We start from the raw sequence: 24,412 nt of genomic DNA, 5'->3' as shown, positions 1-24,412 counted from the left end.
TTGCCCGTACGAGTGAGGCGGTCAACCAGGGTGCCCGGCCCCGGGTCCCCAGGCCCTGGTCCTGCTCCTCGGTCCCGCTCAGCCCGCCCGCAGGGACACCGCCATGGCTTCGACCGCGAGCAGCGGGGCGACGTTCCGGTCCAGGGCGCGGCGGCAGGCGATGATCGCCTCGATGCGGCGCAGCGTGCGCTCGGGGGTCGAGTCGCGGGCGATGCGGTCCAGGGATTCCCGTACGTCCTCGTTGGCGAGGGCGACCGAGGAGCGGAGCTGGAGGGCGAGGACGTCGCGGTAGAAGCCGGTGAGGTCGGTGAGGGCGAGGTCGAGGCTGTCGCGCTGCGTACGGGTGGAGCGGCGCTTCTGGCGGTCGGCGAGCTCCTTCATCGCGCCCGCCGTGCCGCGCGGCATCCGGCCTCCGGCGGCCGCACCGAGGGCGGCCTTCAGGTCCTCGGTCTCCTTCTCGTCGACGTCCTCCGCGACCTGCTTGGCGTCCTCACCGGCCGCGTCGACCAGCTCCTGTGCGGCCTTGAGGCAGCCGCCGATGTCGTCGACGCGCAGGGGCAGCCGCAGGACGGTGGCCCGGCGGTTGCGGGCCCGTTCGTCGGTGGCGAGGCGGCGGGCGCGGCCGATGTGGCCCTGGGTGGCGCGGGCCGCGGTCATGGCCGCTTCGGGGTCGATGCCGTCGCGGCGGACCAGGACGTCGGCGACCGCGTCGACGGAGGGGGTGCTGAGGGTGAGGTGGCGGCAGCGGGAGCGGATGGTGGGGAGCACGTCTTCGAGGGAAGGCGCGCAGAGCAGCCACACCGTGCGGGGGGCGGGCTCCTCGACGGCCTTGAGGAGGACGTTGCCCGCGCCCTCGGTGAGGCGGTCGGCGTCCTCCAGGACGATGACCTGCCAGCGGCCGACGGCGGGCGAGAGCTGGGCGCGGCGGACCAGGTCGCGGGTCTCCTTGACGCCGATGGAGAGGAGGTCCGTACGGACGACCTCCACGTCGGCGTGCGTACCGACGAGAGCGGTGTGACAACCGTCGCAGAACCCGCAGCCGGGGGCACCGCCGAGGGCCCGGTCGGGGCTGGTGCACTGAAGCGCGGCAGCGAAGGCGCGGGCGGCCGTGGAGCGCCCGGAGCCGGGGGGTCCGGTGAACAGCCAGGCGTGCGTCATCTTCGACGCCTCGGGGCTGGACCCGCCGACGGACTGGGCCGTGACCTGGGCATCGGCGTCCTTGGCGGCACCGGCCAGCTGCTCCTGGACACGCTCCTGGCCGACGAGGTCGTCCCATACGGACATGGCCGCTCCCTGCGCTTGCGGGCCCCGGGGTGGGGCTGGTCTCCCATTGTGGGTGACCCCACTGACAATCGGGGACGGGGTCCTCCGAAGGCCCCCTCCGTGGCATCGGCCTCCGCTGAGACGGACAGGCGGCGCCACCCTCGGCGAGGCTGAGAGGCGGCGCCACCCTCGGCGCCGCCCCCACCACCTACCTGCGTCCGCGCCCCTTACGACCCTTGCCCTCGTCCTCGTCCGGCCCGCCCAGCAGCTCGTCCGCCAGCGACGGCAGGTCGTCCAGCGGAGTCTCCTCCGCCCAGTCCGAGCGCCGCTTCGGCCTGCGTTCGGCCTCGGTGCCCTCGGGATCGTCCGAGTAGTACTGGGGCAGCTCCCGGGTCCGGTCCACCTCGGGCTCGTCCCGGAAGTACCCCGAGGGCACCCGGTCCGTCGGGCCTCCGTCCCGTACGGGCGGCAGCACGGCCGTCTCGTCCGCCGCCGAACCCGTCTCCCGTACGGCCGGAATCACCGCGGTCTCGTCCGCCGCACCCGGAGTCACACCCGCGCCCGGAACCGGCTTCGGCAGCACCGTCGTCTCGGCCACGTCGGGAGTCGCCGGTGCACCCGGCTCCTCCCCCTTCGTCATGTCCAGCCGCACGATCGGCGTCGGCACGGTCGTCTCGTTGTCCGTCTCCGGCACGCGATCCGAAACCGCCGCCTTCGGAGGGACAACCGGACCCCGCGCAGGAGCCGCAGGAGCCACAGGGGCCGAAGCCACCGCCGCAGCCGCGGAAGCCGCCGAGGCCGCAGCCGCCGCCGACCGCGCCGCCTCCGCCTTCAGCAGGGCCTCCTCCGCCTTGCGCTGCTTCTCCCTGCGGCGCTCCTCCGCCTCGGCACGCAGCCGCGCCTCCTCCTCGGCCTGCTTGCGCATCCGCTCCTGCTCGGCGGCCCGCGCCTTGGCCTCGGCCTCGCGCCGTACGCGCTCCTCCTCGGCCAGCCGTCGCGCCTCCTCGGCGCGCTGCCTGGCCTCCTCCGCCTGGCGCTCCGCCTCACGACGCCGCGCCTCCTCGATCTCGCGGCGCTTGCGCTCCTCCTCCTCGGCACGCAGCCGGGCGAGCTGTTCCTGCCGCTCGCGCTCGACGCGCTCCTCCTCGGCCTTGCGCGCGGCCTCCTCCTCGGCGAGGCGTCGCGCCTCCTCCTCGGCCGCCTTGCGCGCCGCCTCGGCAGCCGCGATCTCCTGCTCCGACATGGGCAGCATCTGGTCGAGCCGATGCCGTACGACCGTCGTGACCGCCTCGGGCTCCTGCCCCGCGTCCACCACCAGGTACCGGCTCGCATCCGAGGCCGCCAGCGTCAGGAAACCGGCCCTGACCCGCGCGTGGAACTCCGGAGGCTCCGATTCCAGCCGGTCCGGCGCCTCCGTGAAGCGCTCTCGCGCCGTCTCCGGGGACACGTCCAGCAGAACCGTCAGATGCGGTACGAGACCGTGCGTCGCCCACCGCGACATCCGCGCGATCTCGGTCGGAGCCAGATCCCGCCCCGCCCCCTGGTACGCCACCGACGAGTCGATGTACCGATCCGTGATGACCACCGCGCCCCGCTCCAGCGCGGGCCGCACCACCGAATCCACGTGCTCCGCGCGGTCGGCGGCGTACAGCAGCGCCTCCGCCCGGTTCGACAGACCGGCGCTCGACACGTCCAGCAGAATCGACCGCAGCCGCTTCCCCATCGGCGTCGCACCCGGCTCCCGGGTGACGACGACCTCGTGCCCCTTGGCCCTTATCCAGTCGGCCAGAGCCTTCGCCTGTGTCGACTTTCCGGCCCCGTCGCCGCCCTCCAGGGCGATGAAGAACCCGGTCTTCGACGGTGCCTGCGCGGGCTCGCCGCCCCGGATCGCCTCCCGCAGGTCCCGCCGCAGCGGTACGCCCTGCCGGTCATCCGTTTTCGCGAGTACGAGCGCGGCCACGGGCAGCAACAACGCCCCGACCAGCATCAACGTGTACGCGGCCCCGCCGCCCTGGACGAAGACGAAGCTTCCGCTCTGCAACCGGTGCAGCCCGATCGCGGCGGCCAGCAGCGGCCCGGCGAGCATGCCGAGCGACCCGCTGACCCGTACGACGGCCTGGAGGTGCTCGGTGGTCCTGGCCTGCCGGAAGTCCTCGGTCTCCAGGTCCAGCAGGGTGTGCGCAGTGTGCGCGGCGACACCCGCCGCGTACCCCGCGAGCAGCGCGAGGAGCAGCACCGTGGTGGTGTCGGGCACCAGCCCCATGGCCAGCAGCGCGACCCCGGTGACGGCGAGCGCGAGCGCCAGCAGACGCCGCCGCGAGAACGCCGGAAGAACCTTGACCGCCGTACGGATCCCGAGCCCGGTACCTGCGGCGAGCGCGAGCACCAGCAGCGCGAAGACCGCGCCCCCGCCGCCGAGGTCCTGCGCGTGCAGTACGGAAACGGCGGCGGCAACGGCGACGGCACCGGTCACGGCACCCCCGGCCAGCACCAGAAGCGGAATGGCCCCGGTACGCCCCTTGTCGGGTCCGTTGCCGGTACTGGGCCTGCGCAGGCCCTCCAGCGGGGAGCGCGGACGCGGGGTGTGGGCGTCGGGCAGTTCCAGGAAGACCAGCGTCGAGAGCGAGGCCGCGAAGAGCCCGGCCGCGACGTACGACCCAAGGGCCGCCTGGTGGCTGGAGAACCACCCGAGCCCGGTTCCGAGCAGCCGCCCGATCAGCGTCGCGACGAGAAGAGCCGCGGCGGCGAGAGGGATCGCCGCGAAGTTCGTACGGAGCGTCAGCCTGCGCAGCGCCCCGAGGTGATCCGGAAGCGGACGCACCGCATCGCCCTCGATGGGCGGGGCGGGCAGCAGCGCCGGGGCGGCACTTTCATGCGCCACCGACCAGAACCGCTCCGCGACCCCGACGATGAAGACGGTGACCAGCAGCATCGGCGTCGCCTTGTCCGGCATCCAGCCGATCCACAGGGGCGCGACGACCAGCAGCGCGAGCCGCAGCCCGTCGGCGGCGAGCATCGCCCAGCGCCGGTCGAGCGGGCCGCCCGGCGCGACGAGCGCCGAAACCGGCCCCAGCAGGACGGCCCCGAACAGCAGCGTCGCGAGGAGCCGCGCCCCGAACACGGCGGCGACCACGAAGGCGGCACCGCGGTATTCGCCGCCGAACACCGCTCGGGGGCCTGATGCCTCCAGCGTCAGCAGAAGAAGTACGAGTAGGGCGAGAGCATCCCCGACACCGCTGACGAGCTGTGCGCTCCACAGCCGTTTCAACGGCTGGTGGCGCAGAAGAGCCCGTACGGCTCGCTCGCGTGAGTCTGCGGCTAGTGCGTCGGAGGTGGGGCTCACGACCGTTGGCTGCTCGGCTCGCGTCATCCCGCCAGCCTATCCGGCCTGCCCGGCACCCATGCGCGGGTCCTCGAACGAACGTGTGAAGGCCGAGCCCCCTTGGGCGGCGGGGCCGCCCAAGGGGGCGGAACGGGCGGGCAAGGGGGCGGAACGGGCGGGCAAGGGGCGGCACCCCTCGCTCCCGCCCCGCCCCGGTGCTGGCCCCGCCCCACCCCAGGGCCTCGCGCCTACTCCGAGGCGGAAGCCACCTTCTTGGCCGGAGCCTTCTTCGCCGGAGCCTTCTTGGCCGGAGAAGCAGCAGTCTTCTTCGCCTCAGCCGAAGAAGAAGCCGTCTTCTTCGCCGCCACCTTCTTCGCAGCGGCCTTCTTCGCCGGAGCCTTCTTCGCCGCCTTCTTGGCGACCTTCTTCGCAGGCCCCTTCGCCCGCTTCTCCGCCAGCAGCTCGTACCCGCGCTCGGGAGTGATCTCCTCCACGCTGTCGCCGGACCTCAGCGTCGCGTTCGTCTCGCCATCGGTCACGTACGGCCCGAAACGACCGTCCTTGACCACGACCGGCCGCTCGCTCACCGGGTCCGTCCCGAGCTCCTTCAGCGGCGGCTTGGCGGCTGCCCGCCCGCGCTGCTTGGGCTGCGCGTAGATCGCCAGTGCCTCCTCCACCGTGATGGAGAACAGCTGGTCCTCGGTCTCCAGCGACCGCGAGTCCGTCCCCTTCTTCAGGTACGGCCCGTACCGCCCGTTCTGCGCGGTGATCTCGACGCCCTCGGCATCGGCACCCACCACACGCGGCAACGACATCAGCTTCAACGCGTCAGCCAGCGTCACCGTGTCCAACGTCATGGACTTGAACAGCGAAGCGGTCCGCGGCTTCACCGCGTTCTTCCCCGTCTTCGGCGTCCCCTCGGGCAGGATCTCCGTCACATACGGCCCGTAACGCCCGTCCTTGGCGACAATCTGCCGCCCGGTCTCTGGGTCGGCCCCGAGCTCGAAGTCACCGCTCGGCTTGGCGAGCAGCTCCTCCGCGTACTCCACGGTCAGCTCGTCCGGAGCCATGTCGTCCGGAACGTCGGCGCGCTGGTGGCCCTCGGAGTCCTTCTCACCGCGCTCGATGTACGGCCCGTACCGGCCGACCCGCAGCACGATCCCGTCGCCGACCGGGAAGGACGAGATCTCCCGCGCGTCGATCGCGCCGAGGTCCGTCACCAGCTCCTTGAGACCACCCAGGTGGTCCCCGTCGCCATTGCCCGCGTCGGACGCGACCCCCGTCGCCTCGCCCTCACCGAAGTAGAACCGCCTCAGCCACGGCACGGACTTCGCCTCGCCCCGTGCGATGCGGTCGAGGTCGTCCTCCATCCGCGCGGTGAAGTCGTAGTCGACGAGCCGCCCGAAGTGCGTCTCCAGCAGATTGACCACGGCGAAGCTCAGGAACGACGGGACGAGAGCCGTCCCCTTCTTGAACACGTACCCGCGGTCCAGGATCGTCCCGATGATCGACGCGTACGTCGAAGGACGCCCGATCTCGCGCTCTTCCAGCTCCTTGACCAGCGAAGCCTCGGTGTAGCGGGCGGGCGGCTTGGTCGCGTGGCCGTCGACCGTGATCTCCTCGGCCGCCAGCGCGTCGCCCTCGGCGACCTGCGGCAGGCGCCGCTCCCGGTCGTCCAGCTCCGCGTTCGGGTCGTCCGCACCTTCGACGTACGCCTTCATGAAGCCGTGGAAGGTGATCGTCTTGCCGGACGCCGAGAACTCGGCGGTACGGCCGTCGGATGCCTGACCCGCGATCTTCACGGTCACGGAATTCCCGACCGCGTCCTTCATCTGCGAGGCGACGGTCCGCTTCCAGATCAGCTCGTACAGCTTGAACTGGTCGCCGGCCAGACCCGTCTCGGCGGGGGTGCGGAAACGATCACCCGACGGGCGGATCGCCTCGTGCGCCTCCTGCGCGTTCTTGACCTTCCCGGCATACGTGCGCGGCTTGTCCGGCAGGTACGCGGCGCCGTACAGCTGGGTCACCTGGGCACGGGCCGCGGTGATCGCCGTGTCGGACAGCGTGGTGGAGTCCGTACGCATGTAGGTGATGAAGCCGTTCTCGTACAGCTTCTGGGCCACCTGCATCGTGGACTTCGCGCCGAACCCGAGCTTGCGGGACGCCTCCTGCTGGAGGGTCGTCGTACGGAACGGGGCGTACGGCGAGCGTCGGTACGGCTTGGACTCGACCGAGCGCACCGCGAAGGAGGAGTCGGCGAGGGCGGCGGCCAGGGCACGGGCGTTCGCCTCGTCCAGGTGCAGGACGTCGCTCTTCAGTTGTCCGGCCGCGTTGAAGTCACGGCCCTGGGCGACGCGCCTGCCGTCGACCGTCGCCAGGCGGGCGACCAGCGAGGACGGATCGGAGGCGTCCCCGGTGCGTCCGGTGGAGAACGTACCGGTGAGGTCCCAGTACTCAGCAGAACGAAAAGCGATGCGCTCGCGTTCCCGGGCGACGACGAGACGTGTCGCGACGGACTGCACCCGGCCCGCCGAAAGCTTCGGCATGACCTTCTTCCACAGGACCGGCGAGACCTCGTAGCCGTACAGCCGGTCGAGGATGCGCCGGGTCTCCTGCGCGTCGACCATCGGCTTGTTCAGCTCGCGCGGGTTCGACACCGCCTCGCGGATCGCGTCCTTGGTGATCTCGTGGAAGACCATCCGGTGCACCGGAACCTTGGGCTTCAGCACTTCCTGCAGATGCCACGCGATGGCTTCGCCCTCGCGGTCCTCATCGGTGGCGAGGAAGAGTTCGTCCGACTCGGCCAGCAGGTCCTTGAGCTTCTTGACCTGCGCCTTCTTGTCGGAGTTCACGACGTAGATGGGCTGGAAGTCGTTGTCGACGTCGACCCCGAGGCGGCGTACCTCACCGGTGTACTTGTCGGGCACCTCGGCTGCGCCGCTCGGGAGGTCGCGAATGTGCCCGACGCTCGCCTCGACTACGTATCCGGGGCCGAGGTAGCCCTTGATCGTCTTCGCCTTGGCAGGCGACTCGACGATGACGAGTCGGCGGCCGCCCTGTGCGGTCTCGCTGGTCGGGGACAACTTGGCTCTTCTCTCCGGTCGACACTCAGTGATCACAGTCGTGGTCGTACGCGTCCGCCGGACGGGCCGGGCCTGACGCGCAACGCTGCGGAGTGTGACGGTACATCCCGTCCTCGTGTCAGACGGCAAAAGCCCGAAAGCCCGCAACGGCCACCTGAGAGACGGTAACCCGACAATCGCCATTCCTGCCGCCCGGACCACCCCACCGCCCCCGTACGGGCCCCTCCCGGGCAGCCCCAGCAAGCCCTCCCCCACCCCACCACCCCCTCCCCCCTGACCAGCAACACCTCCCCCTCCCACCCCCACCCAACCCCCTCGGGCCCCGCCTCCGCCTCGCCCCTCGGGCCCCGCCTCCGCCTCGCCCCTCGGGCCCCGCTCCCGCCCAGTCCCCTTGGGCAGCACCTTGCCTAGCCCCTCAGGCTCCGCCTCCGCCCGGCCCCCTTGGGCTCCGCTTCCGCCTAGCCCCCTTGGGCTCCGCCCTCCGCTTCCCCAGCCCCCTTGGGCGGCGGGGCCGCCCCCCGGGGGCGGAACGGGCGGGCAAGGGGGCGGCACCCCTCGCTCCGGGCCCACCCCGGAGCACCCCCGCCGTCACCCCGCCCCATGGGTGCGCCGCACCCCGGTGCGCCTGCGGCGGGCTGCCCCAGACCCTTCCCCAAGCTCTCAACTTCGTTCGAGCAGGGGAGACCCCACCCTTCACCTAAACTCGCGAGGCTTGGGGTTCGGACGTGCGGGCGCGTGGGGGCTGGCCGCGCAGTTCCCCGCGCCCCTAACGGAGCACGTTCACGCAAGCCCCCTGCAAGGGCAGCAAAAACCCCTCCTCCACCAGCCCCCGGATCGCCTCCGGAGTCCGCTCCCTCAACCCCACCGCGTCCTCCCCCAACAACTGCGCGATCGCATCCAGAATCTGCCCCGCACTGAGCGACCCGTCCGACACCCCCGCAAACCCCGCCCCCACCGTGTCGACCCGCGTCGCCCGCCGCATCCCCCGGTGCTGACGGAGCACCACGTACTCCGGATCCTCGGTCCCCGGCTCCCCGATCTGCTCCTGCACGACCTCATCGGCCAGCACGAAGTGCCCGCTCAACAGCCCCGCGTCGTCCTGCGCCCGCAGATAGTCCCGCAGCTCGAAGTGCTGCCGGATGACATCCCCCAACGGCTGCTCCACCGGATGCGGCCACTCCTCCACCACCACAGAAGGCTCGTCCCACGCCGCCGCCGACTTCCGCAGGGTGATCCACCCGAACCCCACCCCCACGGTCTTCCGCGCCTCGAACTCGTCCAGCCACGCCTCGTACCGCGCCGCGTACTCGGCCGGATCCGTCCGGTGGTCGCCCCCGTCCCGCAGCCACAACTCCGCGTACTGCGCCACGTCCTGGACCTCGCGCTGCACGATCCACGCGTCGCACCCACGCGGCACCCAGGAACGAATCCGGTCCTTCCAGTCCTCGCCCTCGACGTGCTGCCAGTTGGCCAGAAACTGTGCGTACCCGCCCTCGTTCAGCCGCTCCCCCGCCTCCTGGACGAGCGTCCGGCACAGGTCGTCCCCGCCCATGCCGCCGTCGCGGTACGTCAGCCGCGCACCCGGCGAGATCACGAACGGCGGATTCGAGACAACAAGGTCATAAGTGTGCTCCCCCACCGGCTCGAACAGCGACCCCTCCACCAGCTCCGCCTCCGCCGCCCCGGACAGGGCGAGGGTCAGCCGGGTGAAGTCCAGCGCACGGGGGTTGAGGTCGGTGGCGGTGACCCGCACCGCGTGCTGCGCGGCGTGCAATGCCTGGATTCCGGACCCCGTACCGAGGTCGAGGGCCGAGCCGACAGGCGTACGTACGGTGATTCCGGCGAGCGTGGTGGACGCGCCGCCGACGCCGAGCACGACGCCCTCCTGACGGGTCCCGGCACCGCCCGCGCCGCCGACCGCGCGCCCCAGGTCGGACACGATGAACCAGTCCTGGCCGTCCTCCCCGCCGTACGGCCGCACGTCGACGGTCGCCCGCAGCGCTTCACCGTCCCGGACCAGCCACGCGTCGGCCAGGCACACGTCCACGGGGAGCACACCGGCGACCCGGTCGACCGGCACGGACTCCTGGAGCAGGAAGAGCCGCACCAACGCCGCGAGCGACCCCTCCCCCCTGGTCGCACGCAGTGCGGGCACGGTCTCGCCGCGCGCCAGCGCGCTGTAGGCGGGCGCGCCGAGGAGGTCGAGCAGCCCGTCGGCGGTGAAGGCCGCCGCGAGCAGGGCCTCCCGGAGGCGGGCGGCACTCCCGGCGGCGGGCAGGGACTCGGGCAGGGGCGCGGAATGGCTGGTCTGACTCACCCGGCCATTGTCGCCGCTGCCTCTGACAATCGCGGTACGCCCACGGCCCCTGCCCCGGTCACGGGCCCGCAGGACCTACCAGGGATCACAGAAGAGCCCTCCAGTCCCACGAGCCCCACAGGGCTTACACCGGGTTCGTCGTCGCCCCCGCGTTCGAGCTCGGGCAGAAGATCTTCGGCGCGGGCAGCTTGTCCGCCTTGCCGAGGTCCGCGCCGATCTTGTCGAGCGCCTTCGGGAACTCCTTCGACGCCGGGTCCAGGGCCTCCGCCTGCTTCTTCAGCTCGTCGTACGCCTTGGCCTTGGCGTCCAGGTTCTTGATCATTTCCTTGTGGTCGCGCTCACCGTCCTTGACGGGCGGAATCCCGGCCTCCTTCAGGGCCTTGATCCGGTCCCGGGCGGCGTCGCCGTACATCTGGAACGCCTGGACATCGACCTTCTTGAGCTCTTCGGGCTTGCCGTCGGCGGCGACCGAGCTGATCAGCTTCTCGGCCTTGGTGCTCTTCTCGACGGCCGCCTTCTCCTTGGGGCAGTAGGTCTTGGACCATTCCTTGGCCTTGTCCTCGGCGTCGTCACCGCAGCCCGAGAGGGTCGTCATCATCACGAGTACCGCACCGCCGGACAGCACGGCCGCAAGCTTCTTGTTCACCGGATTGGTCCCTTCCAAGGTTCTCGGCCCCGGAACATACACGCCAAGTGGCCTACCGCCGCGTGCCGTGCTTCCCATTCATCCGGCATTGAAGCCATTTGCACCAAGAGTGCGCCGTGCGCGAGCCCCCTCACGCCCCCTTTCCGCGCATACGCCGAAGCGGGCGGCCCGCGCGTCAATCCGCGCCGCCCGCCCGCTCCCTGACCAGCCGTTACGTCTCTTCCCTACGGCACCGCCTTCGTCGTCACGGACGGCTCGGACTGCGCCGGAACGGTAGCCGAGTTGCCTTCGTCACCACCGGCCGATCCGTCACCGACTCCTCCGCCACCGGACTCGCCCCCCGCTTCGTCGCCCATCACGATGCCGCGCCGCTTGGACACGTACACCGCACCGACGATCACGCCGAAGGCGATCACCGCGACGACGGCCCGCACCCACGGACTGGCGTCGACGCCGAAGCTGTACTGGACCACGGCGGGTGCGATCAGCAGCGCCACCAGGTTCATCACCTTCAGCAGCGGGTTGATGGCCGGGCCCGCGGTGTCCTTGAAGGGGTCGCCCACCGTGTCGCCGATCACCGTCGCGGCGTGCGCCTCGCTGCCCTTGCCGCCGTGGTGCCCGTCCTCGACGAGCTTCTTGGCGTTGTCCCAGGCCCCTCCGGAGTTCGCGAGGAAGACCGCCATCAACGTGCCCGCGCCGATCGCCCCGGCGAGATACGCGCCGAGCGCGCCCACGCCGAAGGTGAAGCCGACGGCGATCGGGGCCATGACGGCCAGCAGTCCTGGCGTCGCCAACTCGCGCAGCGCGTCCTTCGTGCAGATGTCGACGACCCGCCCGTACTCGGGCTTCTCCGTGTAGTCCATGATCCCGGGGTGCTCGCGGAACTGCCGCCGCACCTCGTGGACAACGGCCCCCGCCGACCTGGACACCGCGTTGATCGCCAGCCCCGAGAAGAGGAAGACGACCGCGGCGCCGAGCATCAGCCCGACCAGGTTGTTGGGCTGCGAGATGTCCATGGAGAGGTTGACCGGAGTGCCCTCACCGCCGGTCACCAGGCCCGCCTTCCTGGCCGCGCCCAGGATGGCGTCCCGGTACGAGCCGAAGAGCGCGGCGGCGGCGAGCACGGCCGTGGCGATGGCGATGCCCTTGGTGATGGCCTTGGTGGTGTTGCCGACGGCGTCCAGGTCGGTGAGCACCTGCGCGCCGGCGCCCGTCACGTCGCCGGACATCTCGGCGATGCCCTGCGCGTTGTCGGAGACCGGTCCGAAGGTGTCCATGGCGACGATGACGCCGACCGTGGTGAGCAGCCCGGTCCCGGCCAGCGCGACCGCGAACAGGGCCAGGATGATCGACGTACCGCCGAGCAGGAACGCTCCGTACACGCCGAGCCCGATGAGCAGCGCGGTGTACACGGCGGATTCCAGCCCGATCGAGATCCCGGCCAGGACCACGGTCGCGGGTCCGGTCAGCGACGACTTGCCGATGTCGCGGACCGGCCGCCTGGTCGTCTCGGTGAAGTACCCCGTGAGCTGCTGGATCAGCGCGGCCAGCACGATGCCGATGGCGACCGCGACGAGCGCCAGCAGCCGCGGGTCGCCGCCGTGCCCGAGCACGGCCTCGTCCGCGACGCCGTCGAGTTCCCGGTACGAGGACGGCAGGTAGACGAACACTGCCACGGCGACCAGCACCAGCGAGATCACGGCGGAGATGAAGAATCCCCGGTTGATCGCGGTCATGCCGCTGCGGTCGGTGCGCCGGGGTGCGACGGCGAAGATGCCGATCATGGCGGTGATCACGCCGATCGCGGGAACGATCAGCGGGAACGTGAGCCCCGCGTCGCCGAAGGCCGCCATGCCCAGGATCAGCGCGGCGACGAGCGTGACGGCGTACGACTCGAAGAGGTCGGCCGCCATGCCCGCGCAGTCGCCGACGTTGTCGCCCACGTTGTCGGCGATGGTCGCGGCATTGCGCGGATCGTCTTCCGGAATGCCCTTTTCCACCTTGCCGACCAGGTCGGCGCCGACGTCGGCGGCCTTGGTGAAGATGCCGCCGCCGACCCTCATGAACATCGCGATGAGGGCGGCTCCCAGGCCGAAGCCCTCCAGGACCTTGGGCGCGTGATCGGCGTACACGAGGACGACGACGGCCGCACCGAGCAGGCCGAGGCCCACGGTGATCATTCCGACGACGCCACCCGTGCGAAATGCGATCTTCATCGCTTTGTGCGAAACGGTTTTGAGATCCTTTTCCGGCTCACCCTGTGCGGGAGTCGCTTCGCGCGCGGCAGCCGCCACCCGCACATTACTGCGCACCGCGAGGCGCATCCCGATGTATCCGGTGGCTGCGGAAAACACCGCGCCCACGAGGAAGAACAGCGAACGCCCTATCCGCTGCGAGGTGTTGTCCGCCGGTAGCAGCAGCAACAGGAATACCACCACTACCGCGAAGATCCCCAGAGTGCGCAACTGCCGCATCAGATAGGCGTTTGCGCCCTCCTGTACGGCGGCGGCGATCTCCTTCATGGAGTCGGTGCCCTCGTCGGCCGCCAGGACCTGACGCACCAGCAGCCGGGCGACGATCAGTGCGGCGATCGCGACGGCGGCGATGACGATCACGATGAGCCGGTTGTTGTCGGTGAGTGAAACCGCGAGGTTCGAGAAGTGTTCGGACTGTGGGGAGTTGAAAGGTCCCGCCATTCGTCCTCCTTGACGCGCGGAGCTCAAGATGGACGGATTCTAGGGAGCGGAAGCTGATCTCAACAGACCGCCGCAGAATTGATCTCCGAAAATGATTTTGAAGCGGCCCGGAAAAAACGAAAGGCCCTGCTCAGCAGGGCCTCACGAATATCAATGACGACTGCACCCGACAGGGAAATGCTTTCAGGGCATTACCACCGCGGAAGCGGTCGGCCAGCTCATACGGATCGAACCGCCGCTTTCCCCGCCGAGGACTTCCAGGTCGTCGACGAGTCCGCTGATGACGGCGAGACCCATGTCGTCCTCGCCGTCCGCTTCGAGATCCACCGCGCGCGGCCCCGCCTCCGGCGCGCTACGCGCACCGGGGACCGAACCGACGGGCGCCGGCACCTCGTCGCTGACCTCGATGGAGAAGGTCTTCTCCTCCTCGGTCAGCGCCACCTTGACCGGTGCCACGATGTTGTTCGTACGGTGCAGGCCCACGGCCCGGGAGCACGCCTCACCCACCGCGAGCCGGACCTCGTCCAGCACCGCCTCGTCGACCCCGGCCCGACGCGCCACGGCGGCCGCCACGAGGCGGGCCGTCCTGACGTGCTCGGGCTGGGCGCTGAAACGGAGTTCCACGGTGGCCATTGCGCATCCCCCTCGGACGTACGGGCGTGCATCCGCGAGGGACCGGGCGGTGAGGCCCGGCACCCCGCGCTGTACTGCTCTGAGCTTGTTGTTCACTTCCGGCGGACCGGCAGGCGTCAGTCGGCCGCCGCGACGGCCTCGTCGACCGTCGTGTGGATCGGGAACACCTTGGTCAGTCCGGTGATCCGGAAGATCTTGAGAATGCGCTCCTGGTTGCAGACCAGGCGCAGCGAGCCCTCGTGGGCACGCACACGCTTCAGTCCGCCCACAAGCACGCCGAGCCCGGTGGAGTCGAGGAAGTCCACGGCTTCCATGTCGACAACCAGGTGATAGCTGCCGTCGTTCACCAACTCGACCAACTGCTCGCGCAGCTTGGGCGCGGTATACACATCAATCTCGCCACCGACCTCGACGACCGTACGGTCGCCGTTGGGGCCGTTCACGTTGCGAGTCGACAGGGACAGGTCCACGGATCCTCCAGCACCTTGCTATCGAGCGGCCGCCCCCCTGAGGTCTCCCCGGCGGAGCCAGAGGACGGAACGCCAGCCGCGAAACGCATTCAATCACTTACCAGCAGGCGAGCACGACGCCTTGAGACCATTGTCCGTCACGCCAGTGACACACTCGGCGGTGATGGCCAAGAATCCCCGTCCCGGACGACCTCCCCAGAGCAGGGCCGCAGGCCCGTCTCCCGGCGAGGTCCTCGCCCGTCTCTCCGCAGGGGAGAGCCGGGCCGCTCGCGTCACTCATACGGAGCACTTGCCCGCGCGGGAGGGCAGCCATGCGGTATGGCCGGACCGGATCCGCAGCGAAGTGATCGCGGCGATCGAAGCGGCGGGCATCCGGGACCCCTGGACCCACCAGGCGCAGGCCGCCGAGCACGCCCTGGACGGCGAGTCCGTGGTGATCGCCACAGGAACGGCCTCGGGCAAGTCGCTCGCCTACCTCGCCCCGGTCCTCAGCGCCCTCCTGGACGGCTCCGAGGCCCCCAACGGCCGGGGGGCCACCGCCCTCTACCTGGCCCCCACCAAGGCCCTGGCCGCCGACCAGCGCCGTGCGGTGAGGTCCCTGGCGGCCCCGCTGGGCAACGCGGTCCGCCCGGCCGTCTATGACGGCGACACCCCCGTCGAGGAACGCGAGTGGGTCCGCCAGTACGCCAACCTGGTCCTCACCAACCCGGACATGCTGCACCGCGGCATCCTGCCCTCCCACCCCCGCTGGTCCTCCTTCCTCAAGGCCCTGCGCTACGTCGTCATCGACGAGTGCCACACCTACCGGGGCGTCTTCGGCTCGCACGTCGCCCAGGTCGTACGACGGCTGCGCCGCCTGTGCGAGCGGTACGGCGCGAACCCGGTCTTCCTCCTCGCCTCGGCCACCTCAGCCGACCCGGCCGTCGCCGCGGGCCGCCTGACCGGCCTCCCGGTCAAGGAGGTCGCCGACGACGCCTCGCCCCGCGGCGAACTGGTCTTCGCCCTCTGGGAGCCCCCGCTCACCGAGCTCCACGGCGAGAACAACGCCCCTGTCCGGCGCACCGCGACCGCCGAGACCGCCGACCTCCTCACCGATCTGGTTCTCCACAACATCCGCACAGTCGCCTTCGTACGATCCCGTCGCGGGGCCGAGCTGATCTCCCTGATCGCCAAGGAGCGACTCGCCGACCACAGCGACCGCTCACTCCCCCGCCGGGTGGCCGCCTACCGGGGCGGATATCTCCCCGAGGAACGCCGGGCCCTCGAAGCGGCCCTGCACTCCGGCGAGCTCCTCGGCCTGGCCGCCACCACCGCTCTCGAACTCGGCATCGACGTCTCCGGCCTGGACGCCGTCCTGATCGCCGGTTATCCCGGAACCCGCGCCTCCCTCTGGCAGCAGGCGGGCCGCGCGGGCCGCTCCGGCGAGGGTGCCCTCGCGATCCTGATCGCCCGCGACGACCCGCTCGACACCTACCTCGCACACCACCCCGAGGCCCTCTTCGACCAGCCCGTCGAATCCACGGTCCTCGACCCCGACAACCCCTACGTCCTGGCCCCCCACCTCTGCGCGGCCGCCGCCGAACTCCCCCTCACCACATCCGACTTCGCCCTCTTCGGCCCCGCCGCCGAACCGCTCCTCCCCTCCCTCGAAGCGGCGAACCTGCTGCGCCGCCGGGGCACGTCCTGGTACTGGACCCGCCGCGAACGGGCCGCCGACCTGGCCGACATCCGGGGCGGGGGCGGCAACCCGGTCCAGATCGTCGAGGAGTCCACCGGCCGCCTGCTCGGCACGGTCGACGCCGAGGCCGCCCACGCCTCCGTCCACGAGGGTGCGGTCCACCTCCACCAGGGCCGCACCTATCTGGTCCGCCGCCTCGACCTGGAGGACTCCGCCGCCCTCGTCGAGGAGGCCAGTCCGCCCTATTCCACGACCGCCCGCGACACCACCGCCATCTCGATCCTCTCCACCGACGAGACCGTCCCCTGGGGCACGGCCCGCCTCCACTACGGCTCCGTCGAGGTCACCAACCAGGTCGTCTCCTTCCTGCGGCGCAAACTGATCACCGGCGAGGTCCTCGGCGAGACCAAACTCGACCTCCCGCCCCGCAAGCTCCGCACCCGCGCCGTCTGGTGGACCCTCACCGAGGACGACCTCGACACGGCCCGCCTCACCCCGGAGATCCTCCCGGGCGCCCTGCACGCCGCCGAGCACGCCGCCATCGGCCTCCTCCCCCTCTTCGCCACCTGCGACCGCTGGGACATCGGCGGCGTCTCCATCCCACTCCACCCCGACACCCTGCTCCCCACGGTGTTCGTCTACGACGGCCACCCGGGCGGCGCGGGCTTCGCCGAGCGCGGTTTCCACACCGCCCGCGCCTGGCTCGCCGCCACCCGCGAGGCCATCGCCTCCTGCGAGTGCGACGCGGGCTGCCCGTCCTGCATCCAGTCCCCGAAATGCGGCAACGGCAACGACCCCCTCCACAAACGCGGCGCCCTCCGCCTCCTCACCGCCCTCCTCGACGCGGCCCCCGAATCTGCCTGACCCCGCCCCGGGGCCCACCGGGTCCCCCGGTCCTCGCCCCGGCCCCGCCCGCGCCCTCACCACCACCTCGTACGGCCCCACCCCCGCCTCCACCGAGACGTCCGCCACCTCGCCCCGCAGCGCACACCGCACCACCCGCACTCCCTGGGCCCGAGCCACTTCGGCCGCCCGCCCGCAGGCGGCCCGCTCCCCGCGCGCCCACTCCTGGGCCGCCGCCAGTACGGCCAGGTCCGCGCCGCCCCCGGCCCGGTGCCGGGCGACCACCGCCTGGCCCATCGCCAGCACCCCCGCGAACACCACCCCGAGCAGGGCGACCACCCCCAGTGCCGACACCGTCGCCGACCCGCGTTCCCCTCTCCCACCAGTCGTCCTCACGTCCCCACCCCCACCGTCTCCTCCGCCAACGCCACCGCCTCGGCCCGCAGCGTCATGCCCAGCGGACCCGGTCCCGGCGCGGGGGCCTCGACCACCACCCGCACCAGGTCGCCCTCCCGCCGGAACCCGACCTTCGCCCCGTCCGGCGCCGCCTGCCTGGCTGCCGCCTCGGTGGCCGCCGTCGGCTCCTGCCGGGCCGCCGCCCGCGCCCCCACCCGGGCGGCGTCCACGCACTGGATCTGCGCGGAGGCCGCCATCAGCGCCCACACCAGGGCCATCCCGAAGAGCACCAGCACCGGCACCGCCAACGCCGCCTCAGCGGTCACATAGCCCCGGTCCGCACGCCTGCGGTCCCCCGGCTCCCCCTCAGAACTGCACATCGAGAGCCCTCTCCACCGCCGCCTGCAACGCCCCCGAGACCGCGCCACTGGTGACCACCTTGTAGAGCACCGCCGCGAAGGCGCAGGCGGCGATCGTCCCGACCGCGTACTCGGACGTACTCATCCCCGCGTCCCCGGTCCCGCGCAACCTCGTCCGCGCCCTTCCCACCACGCGTACCACCTGCACCCACATCCGCTTTCCCATCTCAACCTCCTGAATATTCACGTCACTTGAGTCACTCACCCACCGGCCAGCAGTCCCTCCGCCAGCCCGATCACCACCGGAACCACACCCACCACCAGAAAGGCGGGCAGGAAGCAGAGCGACAGCGGCACGACGATCAGCACGGCCGCCCGATTCGCCCCGGCCTCGGCCCTGCGGGCCCGCTCCGCGCGGAGGCCGTCCGCGATCCGGGCCACCGGCCCTGCCGCCGGAGCCCCGCTGGCCCCGCTCCGGGCCAGACACCTGGCCAGCCCGGCAGCACCGGGTATCTCCCCCAACCAACCCCACGCCTGGGCCGGTTCACCTCCGAGCCGCAGCTCCGCCGCCGCCCGGGCCAACCGCTCCCCGACCGGCCCGCCGAGCGACTCCCCGACCGCCCGCGCCGCCTCTCCCGGCCCGGCACCCGCAGCCACACAGGCAGCCAAGAGGTCCGCGGCCAGCGGCAGTTGCCGACCTGCGGCCGCCTCCTCCGCCGCCATGGCCCCTTTCGACTTCCGGCCCCGCTGCCACTTCCGCACCCCGACTCCGGCCATCGCCCCGGCGAGGCACCCCCACACCCCTCCGACCAGCACGTACCCGGCCACCACAGCCGCCAGGGGGCCGCCCCAGTCCCGTGCCCACGCCACCCCGGCCCGGAAGTCACCGCGCCGCCGTCCCGCCATCGCCGCCTCGACCGCCAGCAGCGTCACGAGCCGCCGACGGGACTCCTGCTCCCGGCGCCTACCGGCCAACGCGAAAGCCAGACACCCCACCGCCGCGGCGGCCGACACCACTACCCCCAGCCTGTGGACAACGTCCCCGTTCACGCACCCTCCCCCTCTCCGCTCCGTACGATCCGACGGGACCACAGCAGGCCCGCCGCCTCCAGCAACCCGCCCGCCACCAGGCAGCCGAGCCCCAACGGCGTGTGCAGCAGCACCCTCAGCGGGTCCGCGCCCATCGCGCTCCCGATCAGCACGCCCGCCACCGGCAGCAGTGCGAGCAGTCCCACCGTCGACCAGGCCCCGGACAACCGGGCCCGCAGCAGTTCCCTTCGCTCCCGGTCGGCCCGCAGCGCCGCCTCCAGCCGGTCGAGTCCGGCCGCGAGCCCCGCTCCGCTGCCCACGGCCACCTGCCAGCACACGGCGACCCCGACCAGCCCCTCCGCCCCCGGGTCGCGCGCGGCCCTGTGCAGCGCGGTCGGCACGTCGCCCCCGAACCGGGCCGCCGCCAGCACCTCGGCCTCCGCTTCCCCGAGGCCCCCGGTGTCGGCCGCCGCGACGAACAGGGCCTGCCCCGGCTGGCTTCCGGCCCGCAGTTCCCCGCTCACCGCCCCGCACAGCGCGATCACCCGGTCACCTCGCCGCTCCCGCGCCCGCCCCGACTCCCGTGCCCGCAGCCCTCGTCCGACCACGGGCACGGCCACCGCCCCGCACAGCAGCGGAATCACCGACTCCCCCAGTACGGCCACCACGCCCGCCACGGGCAGGCACAGCCACTCCGGCCGCCCCCGTTCCCGTACGAGCGCCCACAGCCGCTCCCAGGGCGCGGGACGCGCGTCCTCTGCCATGCTCCCGGCCACCACCAGCCGCGCCCTGCGCAACCCCCGCTCCCCGCCGACCAGCAGCCGGGCCGCCATTCCGGCGCACACCATCGCCGCGTACGCGGTCGGCCCCCACGGGCTCACCACGCACCCCCGATCAGCTCGCGCAGCCGGGGCCAGCCCCGCTCCCGTACGAACCCGTCGGGATCCCACCGCAGCGCGGGCACGGTCACCACCAGGCCCGCCGCGTCCCGTTCCAGGACGTGCATCTCGGCGAGCCTGCGCCGCCCGTCCCGGTCCCGTACGAGATGCAGTACCACCGACAGCGCGGCCGCCACCTGGCTGTGCAGTGCGGCCCGGTCGAGCCCGGCGGCCGTCCCCAACGCCTCAAGCCGGGCCGGGACATGGGCCGCCGCGTTCGCGTGCAGAGTGCCCGAGCCTCCCTCATGCCCCGTGTTGAGGGCTGCCAGCAGCTCCGTCACCTCGGCCCCGCGCACTTCCCCGACCACCAGCCGGTCGGGACGCATCCGCAGCGCCTGACGCACCAGGTCCCGCAAGGTGACCTGTCCGGCCCCCTCCTGGTTCGCGGGCCGGGACTCCAGCCGCACCACGTGCGGGTGGTCCGGCCGCAGCTCGGCCGAATCCTCTGCGAGAACGATCCGCTCCCGCCGACCCACCAGCCCGAGCAGGGCCGAGAGCAACGTCGTCTTGCCCGCCCCCGTTCCTCCGCTGATCAGGTACGACAGCCGGGCCTCGACCAGCGCCCGCAGCAGCACGTCACCGCCGGGCGGCACCGTCCCCGCCGCCACCAGTTCCTCCGGCCGGAACGCCTTCGGCCGCACCACCCGCAGCGACAGACAGGTCCCTCCGACGGCCACGGGCGGCAGTACGGCGTGCATTCGCGTCCCGTCCGGCAGCCGTGCGTCCACCCAGGGCCGGGCGTCGTCCAGCCGCCGTCCGGCGACGGCCGCGAGCCGCTGGGCCAGCCTGCGTACCGCGGCCGCGTCCTCGAAGGTCACGTCGGCCAGCTCCAGGCCCGCCCCGCGATCCACCCACACCCGGTCCGGCGCCGAGACCAGCACATCGGTCACCGCCGGGTCGGCGAGCAGCGGCTCCAACGGCCCCGCACCCACCAGCTCGTTCCTCAACTCGGCTGCCGCGCCGAGCACTTCGGCGTCGCCCAGCAGCCTTCCCTGGGCCCGCAGCGCGGCAGCCACCCTGGCGGGCGTCGGCTCGGCCCCGGACTCCGCGAGCCGTTGGCGCACGGCGTTCAGCAGTACGGTCGCGCTCATCCGGACGCACCCCCGACCAGTGCCCGCTCCCAGAAGGCCGTGCAGAACCTGGCCAGCGGCCCGCGCGGGCTGCCGCCCGGAGGTTCCCCGTCCGCGAGCGCCTCCCAGAGTCCGGGCTCGGCCGGGAGTTCGCCCACCAGAGGCAGGTCGAGCGCCTTGGCCACCCATTCCTCGTCGAGACCGGACGTGTACGGGCCGCGCACGACGGTCCGCAGGTCGCCCAGCACCATCGAGGCGCTGGCCGCGACGCGGCGCGCGGCGGCGACCGCCCGCAGCTCGCCGGGCACCACCAGCAGTCCCAGGTCCAGCTGCGCGAGCGCCTCGGCGACGCTCTCGTCGACCCGGCGCGGCAGGTCCACGACGACGACTCCGCCGGACCTCCGGGCCGCCGCCAGAACCGCCCGCATCGCCTCGGGCGGGATCACCACCGTGTCGCTGCGGTCCCAGCTGAGCACCCTCAGGTCGTGCAGCCGGGGCAGCGACTCCTCCAGGGCGGCACTCGCGACCCGGCCGCGTGAGGCGGCGAAATCCGGCCAGCGCATGCCCTGGGCACTTTCCCCGCCGAGCAGGACGTCGAGCCCGCCGCCGAGCGGGTCACCGTCCACGAGCATGGTCCGGCGGCCTGTGCGCGCCGCCGTGACGGCCAGGGCGCACGCCAGGGTGGAGGCACCGGCTCCGCCGCGCCCGCCCATCACGCCCACGGTGAGCGCCTGCCCGCCGACGCCCTCCGCCGCGTCGGCGAGCTGATTCACGAGCCAGTTCTCCGCGTCGGGCAGCCGCAGTACGTAGTCCGCGCCGATCTCGACCGCCCGCCGCCATACGAGCGGGTCGTCCTGGTCGTGGCCGACGAGCATGACGCCGCGCCTGCGCACCGCTCCGCGTACCCTCGCCGCCGCGTCGTCGCCGACGAGCACGAGCGGGGCCGCTTCCCAACTCCCCTGCCGTTCCGGGATTCCGTGATGGACTTCCGGTTCCGCGCCGGCCGCGGCGCACAATCTCAGCAGATCGTCGAGGAGTTCCACATCCTCGGTGACGATCAACGGTCCGCCCCGCCCCGCCTCGGCGGCCGACAAGCGGTCGGGTGTGATCGGTCCAGCCACGATCTCCGCCCCCTCTCACTGCGATCTCAAGCGATTCCGACATCCGCGAAGTTCGCGGTGGGGAATCACCGTGCAGCGATCCGGAAAATCATGTGGATCTTGCTCGAAAACTGTGGACAACTCATCGGTTGTGAATATTCCACTCACCCATACCAGTGACTTCCAAGGGGAACGGAACAACTACACAGAGTGACGAGTTGAGTGGGTACGAAGGTGTCACCGACGCACGAACGTGGAGAGAGGAGTCGCACGATGCACAGGGATCAGGAGCCGCCACGGGCCCCGAAAAAGCATCCGGACATGCGACGACCCCCGCCGGGGGGGAGAGCGGGGGTCGTCTGCCACGGTTCGACTCGGGGGGGGAGGAGCCGAACCGGGGTAGCACGGTCGCGAACGATCCGTGACTTCCATGGTGTACCCGAGAGCCTTCCCAGGCAAACCCACGCGCCCCAGCGTACGCCGAATGGTGGGGTTCTATGCTCGGCTCGTGGAAAACCACTCGCTGCCCCGCACCGCTGCCTTCTTCGACCTGGACAAGACCGTCATTGCGAAGTCGAGCACGCTGACCTTCAGCAAGTCCTTCTACCAAGGCGGACTGATCAACCGCCGAGCCGTTCTACGAACGGCCTACGCACAGTTCGTCTTCCTGGCGGGCGGCGCGGACCACGATCAGATGGAAGGGATGCGCGAATACCTCTCCGCCCTCTGCAAAGGCTGGAACGTGCAGCAGGTGCGGGAGATCGTCGCCGAGACCCTGCACGACCTGATCGACCCGATCATCTACGACGAGGCCGCATCCCTCATCGAGGAGCACCACGCGGCCGGGCGGGACGTGGTCATCGTCTCGACGTCCGGCGCGGAGGTGGTCGAGCCGATCGGTGAACTGCTGGGCGCCGACCGGGTGGTGGCCACCCGGATGGTCGTCGGTGACGACGGTTGCTTCACCGGAGAGGTGGAGTACTACGCCTACGGCCCGACCAAGGCGGAGGCCGTCAAGGAACTCGCCGCCTCCGAGGGATACGACCTGGCGCGCTGTTTCGCGTACAGCGACTCGGCGACCGACGTGCCGATGCTGGAGTCCGTCGGCCATCCGTACGCGGTCAACCCGGACCGAGCGCTGCGCCGCGAAGCGACCGCCCGGGAATGGCCGATTCTCGTCTTTAACCGCCCCGTCCGCCTCAAGCAGCGACTGCCCACCCTCTCCATGCCGCCGCGCCCCGCACTGATGGCGGCGGCAGCAGTGGGAGCGGCGGCCGCCACCGCCGGTCTCGTCTGGTACGCGAGCCGCCGCCGGGCGGCCGTCACCGGCTGAGTCCACCTCTGCTCGGCCCCGACTGCTCAGCCCCGACGCCACACGGGATGTTTTGCCCGTATTTGAGAGTAAAAGTAAAGAAGCGTTTCCAGGGGTTCCGCTTCCCCGAGAACGGGAGTACAAAGGATTCAACGGCCCGCGAGACCAAGGACATCCGAGAGGATCACCTGCTACGCATGACGGCCCCACGGACCGCGCATGAAAGTCGAGCACCCACGCGACGTCGACCCGTCGATTACGGGCCAGCCGCACCAGGCCACGGGCTAAGTTCCCGACCTGATGGGCAAAAATCCGAGGACGCTTGGTAACTCGACGGACATGCCAGCGGCGGTACCGATTCCGGTACCGCCGCATCTTTGTTCTCCGGGTTCCGACACGTCAGGCCGCGCCGCGCTGGAGCGCCTCGCAGACCGCCATCGACTCGCGCGCACCGAGTTCCGCGGCGCGCCCGCAGTGCGTGATCCACGCCGCGACGCCCTCCGGCGTACCGGACACGTATCCCTCCAGAGCGGCGACGTACTCCGCGCGCCCCAGTTCCGCGTGGCCGACCTCGGCCGGGCAGACCGACTTCGGGTCGAGTCCGCTGTTGATCAGCACGATGCGTTCGGCGGCACGCGCGACGAGCCCGTTGTGCGAGCCGAACGGCCGCAGCGCGAGCAGCTCGCCGTGCACAACCGCCGACGTCACCAGCGCCGGAGCGGCCGCACCACCGGCGATGATCAGCTGCGACAGCCCTTCCAGCCGCCCCGCGACCTCGCTCGCACTCGGCAGCGGCAGCTCGATCAGCGGTTCGTCGACCGGCTCCCCGGCCAGCCTCGGCCGCCCCACCAGCTCGTCCTCGACCCCCGCGCCACCGGCAGCCACCAGGTGCAGTCGGGCCAGCACCCGTACCGGCGACTGCCGCCAGATGGACAGGAGCTGACCGGCTTCGGCCGTCAGCCGCAGCGCCCCGCCGACCACCCGCGCCTCGTCGTCACCGCTGAAGTCGGTACGCCGCCGCACCTCTTCCAGTGCCCAGTCCGCACCCGAGAGCGCCGCCGAGCCGCGCGAACCGCGCAGCGCCGCCTCCCCGGTGACCGCGTTGCTCCTACGTCGCATGACGCGGTGCCCGTACACCCGGTCCACGGCCTTGCGTACGGAACCCACGGCCTCGGGCACGCCGGGCAGGGCGCCCAGCGCCGCGAGCGGATCAGCGTTCGTACTCATAAGTAAGGAGCGTACGCACCGTTCCGCCGC

The 24,412-nt window shown here is 71.7% G+C and carries 17 protein-coding genes and 1 pseudogene; 2 read left to right on the top strand and 16 right to left on the bottom strand.

Annotated elements, in window-relative coordinates; all coding sequences use genetic code 11:
* Positions 1-78: 78 nt before the first annotated feature.
* From OG897_RS38860 to OG897_RS38825, 8 genes are all read right to left on the bottom strand, one after another.
* A complete protein-coding gene (locus OG897_RS38860; RefSeq protein WP_266664841.1) occupies positions 79-1,284 on the bottom strand; it encodes a DNA polymerase III subunit delta' in 1,206 nt (401 codons plus the stop codon).
* A gap of 187 nt (positions 1,285-1,471) precedes the next feature.
* Complete coding sequence (tmk, locus tag OG897_RS38855; protein ID WP_266664840.1) at positions 1,472-4,633, bottom strand: dTMP kinase; 3,162 nt, start codon at positions 4,631-4,633, stop codon at positions 1,472-1,474.
* Between the two features lie 200 nt (positions 4,634-4,833).
* Complete coding sequence (topA, locus tag OG897_RS38850) at positions 4,834-7,668, bottom strand: type I DNA topoisomerase (protein WP_266664838.1); 2,835 nt, start codon at positions 7,666-7,668, stop codon at positions 4,834-4,836.
* A 766-nt stretch (positions 7,669-8,434) separates the two neighbouring features.
* A complete protein-coding gene (locus tag OG897_RS38845; RefSeq protein ID WP_266664836.1) occupies positions 8,435-9,985 on the bottom strand; it encodes a methyltransferase in 1,551 nt (516 codons plus the stop codon).
* A gap of 124 nt (positions 9,986-10,109) precedes the next feature.
* Positions 10,110-10,631, bottom strand: coding sequence for a small secreted protein (locus OG897_RS38840; RefSeq protein ID WP_266664834.1), 522 nt, complete (start codon positions 10,629-10,631; stop codon positions 10,110-10,112).
* Positions 10,632-10,855: 224 nt separating this feature from the next.
* Positions 10,856-13,327, bottom strand: coding sequence for a sodium-translocating pyrophosphatase (locus tag OG897_RS38835; RefSeq protein WP_266664832.1), 2,472 nt, complete (start codon positions 13,325-13,327; stop codon positions 10,856-10,858).
* A gap of 183 nt (positions 13,328-13,510) precedes the next feature.
* Positions 13,511-13,960 (bottom strand): ATP-binding protein, encoded by a 450-nt coding sequence (locus OG897_RS38830; RefSeq protein WP_266664830.1) that lies wholly within the window; start codon positions 13,958-13,960, stop codon positions 13,511-13,513.
* Positions 13,961-14,076: 116 nt separating this feature from the next.
* Positions 14,077-14,430: an STAS domain-containing protein gene (locus tag OG897_RS38825; RefSeq protein WP_189826890.1), complete on the bottom strand. Its 354-nt coding sequence runs from the start codon at positions 14,428-14,430 to the stop codon at positions 14,077-14,079.
* A gap of 163 nt (positions 14,431-14,593) precedes the next feature.
* Between OG897_RS38825 and OG897_RS38820 the strand changes: the two genes are divergently transcribed.
* Positions 14,594-16,972, top strand: coding sequence for a DEAD/DEAH box helicase (locus OG897_RS38820; RefSeq protein ID WP_266664827.1), 2,379 nt, complete (start codon positions 14,594-14,596; stop codon positions 16,970-16,972).
* Positions 16,973-17,023: 51 nt separating this feature from the next.
* Here OG897_RS38820 and OG897_RS38815 read toward each other — a convergent pair.
* The 7 genes and pseudogenes from OG897_RS38815 to ssd form a co-directional block, all read right to left on the bottom strand.
* Positions 17,024-17,347 (bottom strand): annotated as a pseudogene (locus tag OG897_RS38815) (Rv3654c family TadE-like protein); the annotation flags it as partial.
* Positions 17,344-17,727, bottom strand: coding sequence for a TadE family type IV pilus minor pilin (locus tag OG897_RS38810; protein WP_266664825.1), 384 nt, complete (start codon positions 17,725-17,727; stop codon positions 17,344-17,346). The pseudogene OG897_RS38815 and the gene OG897_RS38810, both read right to left, overlap by 4 nt.
* Positions 17,714-17,920, bottom strand: coding sequence for a DUF4244 domain-containing protein (locus OG897_RS38805; protein ID WP_266665045.1), 207 nt, complete (start codon positions 17,918-17,920; stop codon positions 17,714-17,716). Before OG897_RS38805 ends, OG897_RS38810 begins: the two co-directional genes overlap by 14 nt.
* Positions 17,921-17,967: 47 nt before the next feature.
* Positions 17,968-18,756, bottom strand: coding sequence for a type II secretion system F family protein (locus OG897_RS38800; RefSeq protein ID WP_266664823.1), 789 nt, complete (start codon positions 18,754-18,756; stop codon positions 17,968-17,970).
* Entirely contained in the window at positions 18,753-19,583 is an 831-nt protein-coding gene (locus tag OG897_RS38795; RefSeq protein ID WP_266665043.1) for a type II secretion system F family protein, read from the bottom strand. The genes OG897_RS38800 and OG897_RS38795 overlap by 4 nt, the downstream gene beginning before the upstream one ends.
* Before the next feature lie 29 nt (positions 19,584-19,612).
* Positions 19,613-20,764 carry a TadA family conjugal transfer-associated ATPase gene (locus OG897_RS38790; RefSeq protein WP_266664822.1) on the bottom strand — a complete coding sequence of 384 codons (1,152 nt, stop codon included), beginning with the start codon at positions 20,762-20,764 and terminating at the stop codon, positions 19,613-19,615.
* The gene (gene ssd, locus OG897_RS38785; RefSeq protein WP_266664820.1) at positions 20,761-21,864 is read right to left on the bottom strand and encodes a septum site-determining protein Ssd; all 1,104 of its coding nucleotides are present in this window, start codon (positions 21,862-21,864) and stop codon (positions 20,761-20,763) included. The genes OG897_RS38790 and ssd overlap by 4 nt, the downstream gene beginning before the upstream one ends.
* A gap of 463 nt (positions 21,865-22,327) precedes the next feature.
* On the opposite strand from ssd, the gene OG897_RS38780 reads away from it, so the two are divergent.
* On the top strand, positions 22,328-23,176 hold the full coding sequence (locus OG897_RS38780) for an HAD family phosphatase (protein WP_266664818.1): 849 nt from the start codon (positions 22,328-22,330) through the stop codon (positions 23,174-23,176).
* Positions 23,177-23,554: 378 nt separating this feature from the next.
* Here OG897_RS38780 and OG897_RS38775 read toward each other — a convergent pair whose 3' ends face one another.
* Positions 23,555-24,382 (bottom strand): oxidoreductase, encoded by an 828-nt coding sequence (locus OG897_RS38775; protein WP_266664816.1) that lies wholly within the window; start codon positions 24,380-24,382, stop codon positions 23,555-23,557.
* Positions 24,383-24,412 lie beyond the last annotated feature (30 nt).

The organism is Streptomyces sp. NBC_00237 (genome assembly GCF_026342435.1).
GTDB lineage: Bacteria > Actinomycetota > Actinomycetes > Streptomycetales > Streptomycetaceae > Streptomyces.
This window is presented reverse-complemented; position numbering and strand designations above follow the sequence as displayed.

Bases quoted from the DNA above. Each gene is read 5' to 3' on its own strand.
- OG897_RS38860 (WP_266664841.1), bottom strand. From the start codon at position 1,284: ATGTCCGTATGGGACGACCTCGTCGGCCAGGAGCGTGTCCAGGAGCAG.
- tmk (WP_266664840.1), bottom strand. From the start codon at position 4,633: ATGACGCGAGCCGAGCAGCCAACGGTCGTGAGCCCCACCTCCGACGCA.
- OG897_RS38835 (WP_266664832.1), bottom strand. From the start codon at position 13,327: ATGGCGGGACCTTTCAACTCCCCACAGTCCGAACACTTCTCGAACCTC.
- OG897_RS38830 (WP_266664830.1), bottom strand. From the start codon at position 13,960: ATGGCCACCGTGGAACTCCGTTTCAGCGCCCAGCCCGAGCACGTCAGG.
- OG897_RS38820 (WP_266664827.1), top strand. From the start codon at position 14,594: ATGGCCAAGAATCCCCGTCCCGGACGACCTCCCCAGAGCAGGGCCGCA.
- OG897_RS38810 (WP_266664825.1), bottom strand. From the start codon at position 17,727: ATGTGCAGTTCTGAGGGGGAGCCGGGGGACCGCAGGCGTGCGGACCGG.
- OG897_RS38805 (WP_266665045.1), bottom strand. From the start codon at position 17,920: ATGTGGGTGCAGGTGGTACGCGTGGTGGGAAGGGCGCGGACGAGGTTG.
- OG897_RS38795 (WP_266665043.1), bottom strand. From the start codon at position 19,583: ATGGTGTGCGCCGGAATGGCGGCCCGGCTGCTGGTCGGCGGGGAGCGG.
- OG897_RS38790 (WP_266664822.1), bottom strand. From the start codon at position 20,764: ATGAGCGCGACCGTACTGCTGAACGCCGTGCGCCAACGGCTCGCGGAG.
- OG897_RS38780 (WP_266664818.1), top strand. From the start codon at position 22,328: ATGGTGGGGTTCTATGCTCGGCTCGTGGAAAACCACTCGCTGCCCCGC.
- OG897_RS38775 (WP_266664816.1), bottom strand. From the start codon at position 24,382: ATGAGTACGAACGCTGATCCGCTCGCGGCGCTGGGCGCCCTGCCCGGC.